Source organism: Streptomyces sp. NPDC045678 (genome assembly GCF_056432085.1).
Genome location: NZ_JBWKJS010000002.1, coordinates 391206 through 405208, shown reverse-complemented (window position 1 = coordinate 405208; position 14003 = coordinate 391206). Strand labels below are relative to the sequence as shown.

Sequence of the window (14003 nt, the reverse complement as noted above, 5' to 3'; positions counted from 1 at the left end):
GCCGTCAGGCGAGATAGACGCCCATGGGCCCGAGGTTCTTGGCGATGAGCCGGTCGGCGACGCGGGGCGCCGGAGGGACGTGCCGGGCGGCGCCGCGCACGAGCCACCGGACCATGCGCAACTTCCAGCCCGGCCCGGCGCCCGGCTCCAAGTGGTCGAGCAGGGCGTGGATGTTGGCGGCCGAGTAGAACTGGGAGGGATGGATCATGGTGGCGAACATGCCCACCATGTCCCGGCCGTGCGTGGGACTCCTGGTCATGGCGCGAATGAAGGCGATCTCTTCGCGCGAGTGGTTCGAGATGGTCGCGTGGTCAAGGGTGTAGCGGTAGTGGCCCGATACCAGCGCGTCGCGCTGCCTGCTGTAGCTGGCGAGCGCCTCGGACAGGGGCCTGCGCCCGGCCAGGCCCGCGTCGACGGCCTCCGAAAGGAGCTCGGCCGAACGGAGGGCGTCGGTGATTCCGGCGGCGGTGATCGGATCCCTGGTGTATCCGGCGTCGCCGACCAGGGCCCAGCCGGGTCCGTCGGAGCGGCGCAGGAAGTTGGGCACCGAACCCGTCATCCAGCGGTCCGCCCGCTGGGTCCGGCGCAGCAGTTCGGCCCGAGCCGGGTCCACCTCCTCGAACGCGGAGATCACCGTCCGGTCGCGGTCCTCGTCGCTCTTCGCCTTGAAGTCGGCGACCGGTAGGGCCACGCCCACGATCGTGAGGCCGTCGTGGGTCGGCCAGGTGAAGGCGTGCTTGTGGGCGTGACGGTAGGTACGGACGCGTCCGTCGTGCGGCAGCCCCTCCCAGTAGGACCAGTGACTCTTGTTGAGCACCGGGTGGGCGTCGTACTTCTCGGCGTCCACCAGCCGGGCGACGGTGGAGTTGGAGCCGTCCGCGCCCACCACGAGACGGGCGTGCTCGATGACCGGGGTACGGTCCTCGGTCTCGCCGCGGATGCCGGTCACGGTGCCGTGTTCGTCGGTGAGGAGCGAGCGCAGCGAGACACCCGTCCGCAGTTCGGCGCCGGCCTTGACCGCGGCGTCGAGCAGGATCTGGTCGAGCCTGCTGCGCTCGGGGGAGTAGGCCTCGCCCACACCCTCGACGCTCGGCAGCTCGGCCATCAGGCGCGCCGGGCCGCTCTGCAGGCCGTACTCGCGGATGGGCGGGCAGCCGGTGGCCGTCAGCTCGTCGAGCAGTCCCCACTTCTTCAGCCGGAGGATGCCCGGCGGGTGGACCAGGTTGGTCGCCGCGGCCTTCCCGCCCGGGAGCACGGCCCGGTCGAGCAGCAGGACCCTGTGGCCCGCCTTCGACAGCAGCGTCGCGGTGGAGGCACCGCTGATGCGGGCTCCCACAACAATGACGTCGTACATCTCGCCTCCGAGGCCGATGGGCCGGTGTGAACGGTGGGTCTTGGGGATCGACGCGGATGGTTCAGTGGTGCGAGGTCTCCAGCGGGTCGCTGCCGCGCGTGGACTCCTTCGTGCCGCTCGCGTGTGCGGTCTCCGCGGCCGGGGACTGCCTGGACCGCCTGGGCGCGGTGAGGATGGCGAGGCATCCGAAGGCGGAGACGGCGGTGCCGAGCCACACGGCGGGTTCCAGGCCGTCCACGAATTGCTGGGGCGAGCCGTAACCGCCGCGCGCCGTGAACACCGAGGTGAGCACCGCGACGCCGAGCACCCCGCCGAGCTGACGGAACGTGTTGTTCGCTCCGGAAGCGATGCCCTGGTCGGCCGGGGCGACGACACTCATCGCCATCTCGGCGGCCGGCGCGAAGAACAGGCCGAGTCCGATACCGCCGAGCACCAGGCCGGGCACCATGTCCGCGTACTGCGTGTCCACGCTCACCACCGCGGCGAGCCAGCCGAGGCCGACGGTCTGGAACAGCAGCCCCGCCGCCACCACGAGCCGGTTGCCGAGCCGCGACGTCAGCAGACCGGACAGCGGGGCGATCACGACGGGCATCGCCGTCCAGGGCAGCATCCGTACGCCCGTCTCCAGCGGCGAGAAGCCCTGGATGTTCTGCATGAACTGGGTCAGCAGGAACACGAGCCCGAACATGGCGGCGAACATCATCAGGCCCGCGGTGTTGATCGCGCTGAACGAGCGGTTGCGGAAGAGCCGCATCGGCAGCATCGGACGGGGCGTACGCGTCTCCCAGCCGACGAAGACCCCGAGGAGCACCACCCCGCCGATCAGCGAACCCAGCACCGTGCCGTCGGTCCAGCCGTCCTCCGTGGTCCGCACGAGCGCGAAGACGAGACCGAACATGCCCAGGCACACGAGGAGCGTGCCGACCGGGTCGAGGGCGCTCTCGGGGCGGTTGCTCTCGGCGAGCTTCCACAGGCTCAGCACCAGCACCACGACACCGATCGGCACATTGACCCAGAAGATCCACTGCCAGGAGATCTTCTCCACGACCGCCCCGCCGATCAGCGGGCCGAGCGCCACCGCGAGCCCGCTCAGCGCGCCCCAGATCCCCAGGGCGAGGCCCCGGCGACGCGGCGGAACCGCGACGGTCAGGAGCGTCAGTGTCAGCGGCATGACGAGCGCCGCTCCGAATCCCTGCACCGCGCGGGCGACGACCAACTGCTGCGAGGTGTCGGACAGCGCACACGCCGCCGAGGCGCCGGTGAACAGCACGAGTCCCGCCACGAACATGCGGCGGCGGCCGAACCGGTCACCTGCCGCGGCCCCGGCCAGCAGGAACACGGCGAAGACCAGCGTGTAGGCGTTCACCGTCCACTCCAGGTCCTGGAGGCTGGTGTCCAGGGACGACTGGATGGCGGGCAGGGCCGTGATGACGACGAGGTTGTCCAGCGCTGCCATGAAGACGGCGAGACCGGTGATGACCAGGGTCCATCCGGCATGGCCGCGTGAGCTGGACCGACTCAACATAGGGATTCTCCAGAGGAGTTGACGGGAGGTGCTGGTGGGGGCGAGGGGTGCCGCGGGTTTCTCTACGACGTGGGCAGGGCGTCCAGCGCCTCGCGCCAGAGCGTGGCCAGCCGTCCCGCGTCGGGAAGCCTGAGGTCGTACAGGAAACTCACCTGGACCCGCGCACCGCAGGACAGCAGCGTGACGGAGAGGCCGTTGCCCGGCAGGAGCACGCCGATCGGTACGACGTCGATGACCGGGTCCCCGTTGAAGGCGAGGGAGTCGGGGAGCGAGTAGCTGGACGCGTAGAGCGGGGCCGTGCCCGGGTTGAGCAGGAGCTTGACGGCCATGCGGGTGGAGGCGGCGGGCAGCAGGCCGACGAGCGCCCGGCTGGCCGGCCGCAGTCCGCTGTCGCGCATCCGATGCGTGCGGTCGATGAGCTGGTGGAAGGCGGGAGCCGTGGGCAGCCGCCCGTCCGGCAGGGTGACGACCGCTGTCGCGAGGTGGTTCCCGACTGCTGCTTCCTCGGCCTTGTGCCGGGTGCTCAGCGGCATGCGTACGGGCACGGGCGACGCACCGACCGCCGTCCGGACGGCGTGGCCTGCGCCGCTCCCGGACAGGTCGTCGTCGTCCGCGGAGCGGCTCCACGCGCTCAGTGCGCCGCGCAGGGCCATGAGGAAAGCGTCGGTGACCGTGCCGCCGTACTTCCGCCCCAAGGTGCTCAGTTCCTCACGGGTGGCGCTCGTGCTGCAGACCGCCAACTGGTCGGGGCCGGACCTGAAAAGGCTGGGCCACGGGTTCGCGGGCCGCAGCCCGCGCACCATGCCCTTGGTGACGGTCAGCATGCCGTGCGCCAGCTCCGCGGGACCCGCCGTCAGCAGCGGTCCCCGTGCGGTCCCGGCCTCTGCCGCTCCGGGCAGGGCGCTCTCGCCGAACAGGACGGCGGCGACGTGCACGGTGCCCATCCCGTCCTCGAGACCGTGGTGGACGCGGTAGCACACCGCGTACTCGCCGTCGGCGTATCCGTGGACCAGATACATGTCCCACAGCGCGCCCGAGCCGGGCAGCGGCAGGCGCATCACTTCGGTGAGCGCCTCGTCGAGCGAGCTGCCCCCGGGGAGCCTCAGCTCCAGCACGTGCTCCTTGGGGTCGAAGTGTGCGCTCGGCGACCAGGTGGTGCGCCGCCCCGCACGCACGGCCCGGTAGGTCAGCCTGGCGAGGGCGGGAAGCCGTTCCGCCAGGTGCTCGCGGAGCACGTCCAGCGACGGCACGTCTCCCCGGAAGCGTATGAACTTCCCCTGCACGGGTGTGAGTTCGCGAGGAATGGCGAGAAATATCTCGTCGATCGGATTCAAGGGCTGCTGCATGGTCTTTTACCGTCCGAGTTCATCGGGAGCGCCAGCGAATGGCCGGCCCGGGTGAAAGGAGGGCACGGCCCTCGCCTGCCGGGGCCCGGCCCGCGACGGCGTCGTCGGCGTGCGGGCGGGCTGCGTCCGCCGAGGCGGGCGACCTTGCGGGGGCGCCGGCGCGGGGCGCGGTCGGCCGGGCGGGGGTGTGAGCTGCTGGGCGGCGCCGCGCATGACGTACGGACGTCGATGCCGGCGTCAGGTGGCTGACGGCTGCGGCGTCGGCAGCGTCGGCGCTACGCGTCCGATCGGCGCGGCTGTCCGCGATGCGGACACAGCTTTCGCGACGGGCGTGGCAGGCGTGTGCGCGCGTCTGTATCAAAGGTGCTGAACATTTTTCCCCCTTGGGACAGTGGTCCGGGAACTCATGGCCCGAATCCGTCGCCGACAGAAGTATGTGGCGTCCGCACAGGAGATTGTCAAGCGCGACCGGCGGTTTCCCACCCAGTGGAAAAGGGGGAAGTTCGAGGCTTTCCCGCCTGGTGAGAAATTGCTCTTCAGAGGTGGCGGAATGGCTGAATACTGTTTATCCGCTCGGAGTGAGGATGTACGTCGACGAGGTGGTCGGAGCAGGTGGGGGTGCCCGGTGCTCGTCCGTGTGCGAGGTGTCGACCGCACGAAAACGGACACGGCGCAGGAGTGCGCTCATGCTCGGCTCTAGCGGAATTTGATGAACCGGCCCCTGTTCGGCCGCGGTGACTCTGCTGCTTGTTCGAGCATTTGTTTGCGGGCGGCTATTGCTCCATGCGTCATGCGCCGCGCATTATCCGCCCTGCGGAAAAGAGGCCTTAGCCGCGTTCGGGGCCGCCGGGTGCCCCGGCGCGCAGTCCGTCCATGACGAGGTCCATCAGCCGGCCGGCCCGGGACTCCCAGTCGCTGTGCGGGTCGATGTGCCAGAGACCCGCGATGGCGAGCAGGAAGTCGTCGGGGGTCACCCCCGGCCGAATGGTTCCGGCCTCCTCGTTCGCCCGCAGCAGGTGGCCGACGGCCTCGGTCAGCGGGCCGGGGCCGACCCCGGCCAGGCTGCCGAGCGTGCTCGTGGCCTTGCGGATCGCCTCGGCGAGACCCGCCTTGGCCATCGCGTACCGGACGAGGCGGTCCATCCACTCCCGCAGGGCACGGTCGGGTGCCCGGGTCGCCAGCAACTGGCAGGCGGCGTCGGAGACCTGCTGCACCTCGTAGCGGTACACCTCGAGGACGAGGGACTCGCGGTTCGGGAAGTTGCGGTAGAACGTGCCCTGCCCGACGCCCGCCTTCTTGGCGATCACGCTGAGCGGCGCGTCACTCGCCAACGTCAGCTCCGCCAGGGCCACTTCGAGGATCCGCTCGCGGTTGCGCTGCGCGTCCGAGCGCAGGGGCGGGGTCTTGTGCTCACCCATTCGCTCTCCTTCGGCGCGTCATGGCCTGTTCCGTGCGGCACGGCTTGAGGATGCCTTGCTGAGCGGACAACTGTCCGCTAAGTTCGACGGTGAGCGGACAGCTGTCCACTTAGGCTCACCATACCGCAGCCACACCCACGGGCGACCCCTGCCGCCGAAGCGGCGACGTCTTCCTCCTCCTGTACAGCGCCATCTGCCCCCGATCTCCCCGAGCTCATCCCGATCTTCCGGCCGGGACCGCCTCGTTCGACGCGATTCGCGAAAGAAGGCTGCTCATGGCTCCATCGACGTCCAGTGCCGTCACCCTGAACATCAACGGTGAGAAGCACACACTGTCCGTCGACCACCGCACCACCCTGCTCGACGCACTGCGCGAGCGGCTCGATCTCACCGGCACCAAGAAGGGGTGCGACCAAGGCCAGTGCGGGGCCTGCACGGTACTGATCGACGGCCGCAGGGCCGTCTCCTGCCTCACCCTCGCGGTCGCCTCCGAAGGCCGTGAGATCACCACCATCGAGGGGGTCGCGGACGGCGACCGGCTGCACCCCGTCCAGCAGGCCTTCCTCGACCGCGACGGCTTCCAGTGCGGCTACTGCACGCCGGGACAGATCTGTTCCGCCCTCGGCGCGATCGAGGAGCACGCGGCGGGCTGGCCGAGCGCCGCCACCGCCGACGTGCGCCCCGAAGCGGGCGTGCCCGAGCTCACCGCCGAGGAGATCCGCGAGCGGATGAGCGGCAACCTGTGCCGCTGCGGCGCGTACGTGTCGATCGTGCAGGCCGTCGCCGAGGCCGCCCGCGCGGAAGAGGGAGCAGCATGAGGGACTTCGGCTACCAGCGGGTGTACGACGTGTCCGGCGCGGTCGCCGTGCTCGGCACCGACCCCGACGCCCGCTACCTCGGTGGCGGCACCAACCTCGTCGACCTGATGAAGACCGGCGTCGAGCGGCCCGCGCTCCTCGTCGACGTACGCGAACTGCCCCTGGACACGGTCGAGACCACCGAGGACGGCGGGCTGCGCGTCGGCGCGACCGTCACCAACAGCGACCTCGCCGCCCACCCCGACGTACGCCGCCGCTACCCCGCACTGGCACAGGCCGTCCTCGCCGGCGCCTCCGGACAGCTGCGCAACATGGCGACCGTCGGCGGGAACCTGCTCCAGCGCACCCGCTGCGGCTACTTCACGGACCTCTCCAAGCCCTGCAACAAGCGCGAGCCCGGCAGCGGCTGCTCGGCCGTCGGCGGCGAGCACCACAACCACGCGATCCTCGGCGCCACCGAGCACTGCGTGGCCGTCCACCCCTCCGACATGGGCGTGGCCCTCACCGCCTTCGACGCGGTCGTCCACTACGAAACCGCCGAAGGCCCCGGCGCGTTGCCGATCACCGAGTTCTACCTGCCCGTGGGCGACACCCCGCACCTGGAGACCGCGCTGCCGTCCGGCGCGCTGATCACCCACGTGACGCTGCCGCCCGCCCCCGTAGCCGCGCTCTCCCGCTACCGCAAGGTGCGCGAGCGCGCCTCCTACGCGTTCGCCATCGGCTCGATCGCCGCCGCCCTCGACGTGCAGGACGGTGTCGTACGGGACGTACGCATCGGCATCGGCGCGGTCGCGTCCCGACCGTGGCGCGCCCGGGCGGCCGAACAGGCGCTGACCGGCGGCCCGGCGACCGCCGAGGCCTTCGCCGCCGCGGCCGACGCCGAACTGGCCGCCGCCCGCCCGCTGCCCGACAACGGCTACAAGGTGACGCTGACGCGCAACCTCGTCGTGGCCGTGCTGTCCGAACTCACCGAGGAGGCCGCCCGATGACCACGACCACCGCAACCACCGCGGTGACGGGCGCCGTCGGCACCGCACACACCCGCGTCGAAGGCCACGACAAGGTCACCGGAGCGGCCCGCTACGCCGGAGAGATCCCGTTCACCGACCTCGCCCACGGCTGGCTGGTCCTGTCCACCATCGCCCGCGGCCGGATCCGTTCGGTCGACGACGCACCCGTCCTCGCGATGCCCGGCGTCCTCGCCGTGCTCCACCACGGCAACGCGCCGCGGGTCGACGCGGACTACGTCGGCATGCTCGGGAAGCCGGACCCGGTCGTCGGGGCCCTCCAGAACGACCGGGTGCCCTTCGTGGGCTGGCCGGTGGCGCTGGTCGTCGCCGAGACGTCCGAACAGGCGAGGGAGGCCGCCGAAGCCCTCGTGGTCCACTACGACCAGGAGCCGCACGACGTCGCCTTCTCCGCCGGACGCCCGGGGACGTACACACCGGACGGCGACGGGATGCGCACGGCGGTGGGCGACCTGGAGTCCCGGCTCGGCGCGTCCGCGCACGTCGTGGACGCCGAGTACACGACGCCCGAAGAGCACCACAGCGCGATGGAACCGCACGCCGCGACGGCACGCTGGGACGACGGGCGGCTGGAGGTCGTCGACTCCAACCAGGGCAGCACCTGGATCGCGGACGAGCTGGCGAGGCTCTTCTCCCTCGACCCGTCCTCGGTACGGGTGCGTTCGGAGCACGTCGGCGGCGCCTTCGGATCCAAGGGCCCCCGGGCCCACCAGGTGCTCGCCGCGATGGCGGCGACCGTGCTCGACCGGCCCGTCCGCGTCGTCATGACACGCCGTCAGATGTTCTCGCTGATCGGCTACCGCAGCCCCACCACGCAACGCGTACGGCTCGGCGCCGACCCGGACGGGCGGCTCCTCGCCTTCGACCACCAGGGGCAGAGCCTGTCGTCGACCGTCCACGAGTTCGTCGAGGAGAGCGCCGGATTCGGACGGGCCATGTACGCGGCCGACGCGCACCACACCGTCAACCGTCTCGTGCGCCTCGACGTGCCGACGCCGACGTGGGTGCGCGCGCCGGGCGAGGCGCCCGGCTCCTTCGCCGTGGAGTCCGCGCTCGACGAACTCGCCGAGAAGTGCGGTGTGGACCCGATCGCGCTGCGGGCCCGCAACGAACCGGCCGTGGGCCCCGTGTCCGGGCTGCCGTTCAGCAGCCGCAACCTGCTCGCCTGTTTCGAGGAGGGTGCCCGCAGGTTCGGCTGGGCGGACCGCGACCCGCGCCCGGGAGTGCGCCGCGAAGGACGCTGGCTCCTGGGAACCGGCACCGCCGCGTCCACCTTCCCCGTGCTCGTCGCCCCGAGCACGGCCGCGGTGACGGCGGAGGCCGACGGGACCTTCACCGTGCGCATCACCGCCGCGGACGTCGGCACCGGCGCGCGGACCGCCCTCACCCTGATCGCCGCGGACGCCCTCGAAGTGCCGACGGACCGGGTCCGCGTCCGCATTGCCGACAGCGACTTCGGCCCCGCGATGATCGCGGGCGGCTCCATGGGTACGCGGTCCTGGGGCTGGGCGGTCACGCTCGCCGCGCGCGAACTGCGGGAGAAGCTGGTGCCCGGCGGCGACATCCCGCCGGACGGCCTCACCGCGCGGTCGGACACCAGCGACGTCATCGGCGCCCTCGCGCAGCGGGAACGGCACGCGTTCGGCGCGCAGTTCGCCGAGGTCGCCGTGGACGTCACCACCGGCGAGGTGCGCGTACGGCGCATGCTCGGCATCTTCGCCGCGGGCCGCATCGTCAACCCGCTCACCGCACGCAGCCAGCTGATCGGCGGCATGACCTGGGGCCTGTCGATGGCGCTGCACGAAGAGGCCGTCAGGGACCCCGCGACGGGCGGCCTGGTCGGCCCCGACCTCGCCGGCTACCACATCGCCTCGCACGCCGACGTGCCGCCCATCGAGGCGGACTGGGTCGACGACCCGGACGCGGACGACCCCGTCGGCATCAAGGGCGTCGGCGAGATCGGCATCGTGGGCGCCGCGGCGGCCATCGCCAACGCGGTCCGGCACGCGACCGGCGTCCGCCACCGGTCCCTGCCGATCCGCCCCGACCGCGTCCTGCGGGCGGGAACCGTACCCGGGGAAGAGCATCGTGCTTGACATCGCCTCCGACCTGAACCGCTGGATCGAGGAGGGCCGGGACTTCGCGGTCGCCACCGTCGTGAGCGTCGGCGGCAGCGCACCGCGCGGTCCCGGCGCCGCGCTGGCCGTCGACGGCGAGGGAACCGTCATCGGCTCGGTCTCCGGCGGCTGCGTGGAGGGAGCGGTCTACGACCTGTGCCTCCAGGCCCTCGACCAGGGCGAAGCCGTCGTCGAACGGTTCGGGTACAGCGACGACGACGCCTTCGCGGTCGGACTCACCTGCGGTGGTGTCATCGAGGTCCTGGTCGCCCCGGTCGCCGTGGGCTCACCCGACAGGGCGGTGTTCGCCGCCGCCCTGTCGGCCGCCGCGCGCGGCGAGGCCACGGCCCTTGCCCGGGTCTTCCGGGGCCCTGCCGAACTCCTCGGCCGACCGCTCCTGGTGAGCCCGGCCGGGACCGATGCCGGGACGGATGAAGGAACCCTGGGCGGCCACCCGGACCTGGACCGCACCGCCGTGGGGGAGAGCCGCGCCCTCCTCGCGGCGGGCCGCACCGGGGAGTTCGTCGTCTCCGAGAGCGGCGCGCACTGCGGCACCGCCGTGACGGTCCTGGTCGAGTCGAGCCAGCCACCGCCCCGGATGATCGTCTTCGGTGCCGTCGACTTCGCGGCCGCTCTGGTCCGCGTGGGCAAGTTCCTCGGCTATCACGTGACGGTCTGCGACGCCCGCCCCGTCTTCGCCACCCGGGACCGCTTCCCGGACGCCGACGACATCGTGATCGAGTGGCCGCACCGCTACCTCCGCCGCACCGGGACGGACGCCCGCACCGTCCTGTGCGTCCTCACCCACGACGCCAAGTTCGACGTGCCGCTGCTCGCGGCGGCCCTGCGGCTGCCCGTCGCGTTCGTCGGCGCCATGGGCTCGCGCCGCACCCACGAGGACCGCAACCGCAGGCTGCGCGACGAGGGCGTCACCGAGGCCGAACTGGCCCGGCTCCGCTCGCCGATCGGCCTCGACCTCGGCGCCCGCACACCCGAGGAGACGGCCCTGTCCATCGCGGCGGAGATCGTCGCGGTACGCCAGGGCGGCACGGGCCGCCCGCTGACCGGGGCGCGGACACCGATCCACCACGACACGCCCGGTGCTCCGCCGCGGGCCGACGCCCTGGTCTGATTCGGGAGGATCAACCATGGAGATCAAAGCCTTCATCATCGACGCCACCGACCCCGAGCCGGTCGCCGCCTTCTGGTCCGAGCTGCTCGACTGGCCGATCGCGGGCCGCACGGGCCCCTACATCTGGCTGCGGCGCGAGAACGGCACGGTCCTGGGCATCCAGCGGGTCGACGAGCGCAAGACGGTGAAGAACCGCGTGCACCTCGACCTCGCCGCGTCCGACTTCGCCGCCGAGCAGCGGCGCGTCGAGGCGCTCGGCGGGCGCAGGCTGGAGGGGTACGACGACGGCGGCTTCCTCGTCATGGCCGACCCGGAGGGTAACGAGTTCTGCATCATCCCCGACGGGCCCATCGACCTCGACGACGAGGGACGCACGAACTACCGGGGCTAGAGAGGGGCGGTCACGTGACCGACACGATCACGGCCCGTACGGGAGTGCTCCGTACGGGACCGATCCGCTATGCCACCGCGGAACGCTTCGGGCGGCCCCGGCCCGTACCGGACGACGACCCGCGCCCCGCCTCCGGTGAGATCGGTCCGCAGCCGCCCTCCAGGCTCGACTTCGTCATGGGTCCGCCTTCGGACATCCACCCCCAGGGCGAGGACTGCCTGAACCTGTCCATCGCCACCCCGGCACGGGACGCGGGGGCCAGGCCTGTGCTCGTGTGGCTGCACGGCGGCGGCTTCAGCAGCGGCGCGGGCCTCATGGACTGGTACGACGGAGGGGTCCTCGCCGCCGAGGGCGACGTGGTGGTGGTCGGCGTCAACTACCGTCTGGGAGCGCTCGGTTACCTCCTCCTCGACGGAGTGAGTGAGGGCAACCTCGGTCTGTACGACCAGGTGGAGGCGTTGCGCTGGGTCCACGCGCACATCGCCGAGTACGGCGGCGACCCGGCGGACGTCACGGTGCTGGGACAGTCCGCCGGTGGTATCTCCGTACGCCTCCTGATGGAACTGCCCGAGGCGCGCGGCCTGTTCCGCCGGGCGATCCTCCAGAGCGCGCCGCTGGAGATCACCGCCCGGCCCGCGGAGGAGTCCCTCGCTCTGGGCCGGTACTTCGCCGACGCGCTCGGCGCCGACCCGCGCACGGCCGACATCCCCGCGATCCTCGCCGCGCAGGGCGAGACGGCCCGTTTCCACCTGCGCACCGCGGGCCGCCGCATGGAACCCGCCTTCGTTCCGGTCGAGGGCGTCGGCCGCGTCCCCGCTCCCGGCGGCCCGCTCGACGACGGCGTCCGAGGACTCGACGTCCTGTACGGCTGGAACGCCGACGACATGACCGTCTTCGCGGGCGAGGACGACGACCCGGCCGTGCGCACCCGCGAGGTGTACGAGGAGCCGCTCACGCGCTACGGCGAGCGGCTGGCCCGGGTCGGCGCCCGGGTCCACGCGTACCGCATCGACTGGCGTCCCGCCGGGTCCCCCTTAGGGGCGGCCCACTGCCTCGAACTGCCGCTGCTCTTCGGCACCCACGACGCCTGGCGGTCGGCGCCGATGCTGGGCACCGCACCGCTCGAGGAGATCGGGAGGCTCGGCAGGGCCCTGCGCTCCGCATGGCTCGCCTTCGCCAGGACCGGAACCTTCGACACCCTGCCCGCGCCCCTCACGGCCGGTCCTGTGCCCCGCCCCTCATGACTCCGGAAGTTCCCGCGGCTCCAGGGGACGGGTCGCGGGGCCCTGGAGCACCGAGCCGTCGGTGGCGAAACGCGAGCCGTGGCAGGGGCACTCCCACGTCGTCTCCGCCTCGTTGAACGCGACCAGACACCCCAGGTGGGTGCAGCGGGCGGAGACGGCGTGCAGGGTGCCGGACCCGTCACGGTGCACCGCGCAACGGCGCCCCTCGACGCGGACCACGGCCCCGGCGCCCACCGGGATGTCGTCGACGGAGTCGACGTGGGTCGTGCGGAGCCGGTCCCCGACGAAGTGCTTGGCGACCTCGGCCTGCTGGCTCAGCAGGGAGGGCATCTCCCGCACCGTGCTCCACAGCCGCCGCGGGTCGTACAGCTCGGCCCACGAGGACTTCTCCCCGGCGATGAGCCGGGCGAGCAGCTGCCCCGCCATGACGCCGCCGCTCATGCCCCAGCCGCCGAACCCCGTCGCCACGTAGGTGTGCCGGGAACCGGGGTGGAAGGGCCCGACCATCGGCACGCCGTCCGTCACGTCGTTGTCCTGCGCCGCCCACCGGTAGGCCGTCGCGCCGACGTCGAAGCGCTCCCGCATCCACGTGTCCAGGGCCACGAAACCGGCGGAGGGGTCGCCCGTGCCGGGGGTGAAACTGTCACCCGTGACGATGAGGAGACGCCCGCCGTCGCCGCCGTAGGGCGCGGTCCGCACCGACCGCTTGCCCTCCTCCTGCGTGATGTACATGCCGCCCGGGTCCTCCCCGGCGGCCAGCGGCGCCGCGACGACCAGTTCGCGCCGCGGAGAGAGCCGGGCGAACAGCAGGGCGCGGTCGAAGACCGGGTAGTGCGTGGCGATGACGACGGACCGCGCGGTGACGGTGTGCCCGCCCTCGGTCGTCACGGAGCAGGGAGAGCCGTCGCGCAGCTTGGTGACCCGGGTCCGCTCATGGATGACACCGCCCCGCGCCCGCAGATCCTCGGCGAGCGCCAGCAGATACGCCCGGGGATGGAACTGCGCCTGGTCCTCGACGCGCACCGCGCCCGCCACGGGGAACGGCAGCCCGGTCTCGTCCGTGTACGAGGCGGCGAGCCCGGCCTCCCGGGCCGCCGCGGCCTCGGCCCGCAGCTCCTCGGTGCGGTCGGCCCGCGTGGTGTACGTGTAGGCGGGCGCGCGCTCCAGCTCGCAGTCGATGCCGAGCTCGGCGCTGATCGCCGCCACGTGTTCCACCGCCTGCTGCTGCGACTCCGCGTAGAGGCGGGCGCCCTCCGGGCCGCGGGTGCGGCGCAGCCGGTCGTAGACCAGGGAGTGCAGAGCGGTCAGCTTGGCGGTGGTGTTGCCGGTGACGCCGGCGGCGATGCGGTCGGCCTCGAGGACGGCGACCGACCGCCCGTCACGCGCCAGCTCCCAGGCCGTGCTGAGACCCGCGACACCGCCGCCGACCACGGCGACGTCCACCTCGATGTCCTCGGCGAGCGACGGATGGGACGTCGACGCGCTGGTCTCCATCCAGTACGACTCGGGTCGCCCCGGCAGCGGGCCGGGCGTCTTCATGTTCATGCGGGCTCCGTGACGGCGTACACAGCGGCCTCCAGGATGTCGGCGTCCGTGGCCCGAGTCTCCTCCGGACCCGGTGCCAAACCCG

The 14003-nt window shown here is 72.2% G+C and carries 11 protein-coding genes; 6 read left to right on the top strand and 5 right to left on the bottom strand.

Annotated features, from left to right (window positions below; translation table 11 throughout):
* Positions 1–4: 4 nt before the first annotated feature.
* The 4 genes from AC07DO_RS08335 to AC07DO_RS08320 form a co-directional block, all read right to left on the bottom strand.
* Positions 5–1354, bottom strand: coding sequence for an NAD(P)/FAD-dependent oxidoreductase (locus AC07DO_RS08335; protein ID WP_479057854.1), 1350 nt, complete (start codon positions 1352–1354; stop codon positions 5–7).
* Between the two features lie 61 nt (positions 1355–1415).
* Positions 1416–2879, bottom strand: a complete 1464-nt coding sequence (locus tag AC07DO_RS08330; protein ID WP_479057853.1) for an MFS transporter — start codon at positions 2877–2879, stop codon at positions 1416–1418.
* A 62-nt stretch (positions 2880–2941) separates the two neighbouring features.
* Entirely contained in the window at positions 2942–4225 is a 1284-nt protein-coding gene (locus tag AC07DO_RS08325) for a wax ester/triacylglycerol synthase domain-containing protein (protein WP_479057852.1), read from the bottom strand.
* An 827-nt stretch (positions 4226–5052) separates the two neighbouring features.
* Positions 5053–5643, bottom strand: a complete 591-nt coding sequence (locus AC07DO_RS08320) for a TetR/AcrR family transcriptional regulator (protein WP_479057851.1) — start codon at positions 5641–5643, stop codon at positions 5053–5055.
* Between the two features lie 275 nt (positions 5644–5918).
* On the opposite strand from AC07DO_RS08320, the gene AC07DO_RS08315 reads away from it, so the two are divergent.
* The 6 genes from AC07DO_RS08315 to AC07DO_RS08290 are packed head-to-tail and all read left to right on the top strand — an operon-like array spanning position 5919 to position 12373.
* Complete coding sequence (locus AC07DO_RS08315; RefSeq protein ID WP_479057850.1) at positions 5919–6461, top strand: 2Fe-2S iron-sulfur cluster-binding protein; 543 nt, start codon at positions 5919–5921, stop codon at positions 6459–6461.
* Entirely contained in the window at positions 6458–7450 is a 993-nt protein-coding gene (locus tag AC07DO_RS08310; protein WP_479057849.1) for an FAD binding domain-containing protein, read from the top strand. Before AC07DO_RS08315 ends, AC07DO_RS08310 begins: the two co-directional genes overlap by 4 nt.
* Positions 7447–9585 (top strand): xanthine dehydrogenase family protein molybdopterin-binding subunit, encoded by a 2139-nt coding sequence (locus AC07DO_RS08305; RefSeq protein ID WP_479057848.1) that lies wholly within the window; start codon positions 7447–7449, stop codon positions 9583–9585. The genes AC07DO_RS08310 and AC07DO_RS08305 overlap by 4 nt, the downstream gene beginning before the upstream one ends.
* A complete protein-coding gene (locus tag AC07DO_RS08300; protein ID WP_479057847.1) occupies positions 9578–10738 on the top strand; it encodes an XdhC family protein in 1161 nt (386 codons plus the stop codon). The genes AC07DO_RS08305 and AC07DO_RS08300 overlap by 8 nt, the downstream gene beginning before the upstream one ends.
* A 16-nt stretch (positions 10739–10754) precedes the next feature.
* A complete protein-coding gene (locus AC07DO_RS08295; RefSeq protein ID WP_479057846.1) occupies positions 10755–11129 on the top strand; it encodes a VOC family protein in 375 nt (124 codons plus the stop codon).
* A gap of 14 nt (positions 11130–11143) precedes the next feature.
* Positions 11144–12373, top strand: a complete 1230-nt coding sequence (locus AC07DO_RS08290) for a carboxylesterase family protein (RefSeq protein WP_479057845.1) — start codon at positions 11144–11146, stop codon at positions 12371–12373.
* Here AC07DO_RS08290 and AC07DO_RS08285 read toward each other — a convergent pair.
* A complete protein-coding gene (locus AC07DO_RS08285) occupies positions 12368–13912 on the bottom strand; it encodes an FAD-dependent oxidoreductase (RefSeq protein WP_479058567.1) in 1545 nt (514 codons plus the stop codon). The two genes, AC07DO_RS08290 and AC07DO_RS08285, sit on opposite strands and share 6 nt — an antisense overlap.
* Positions 13913–14003: the final 91 nt, after the last annotated feature.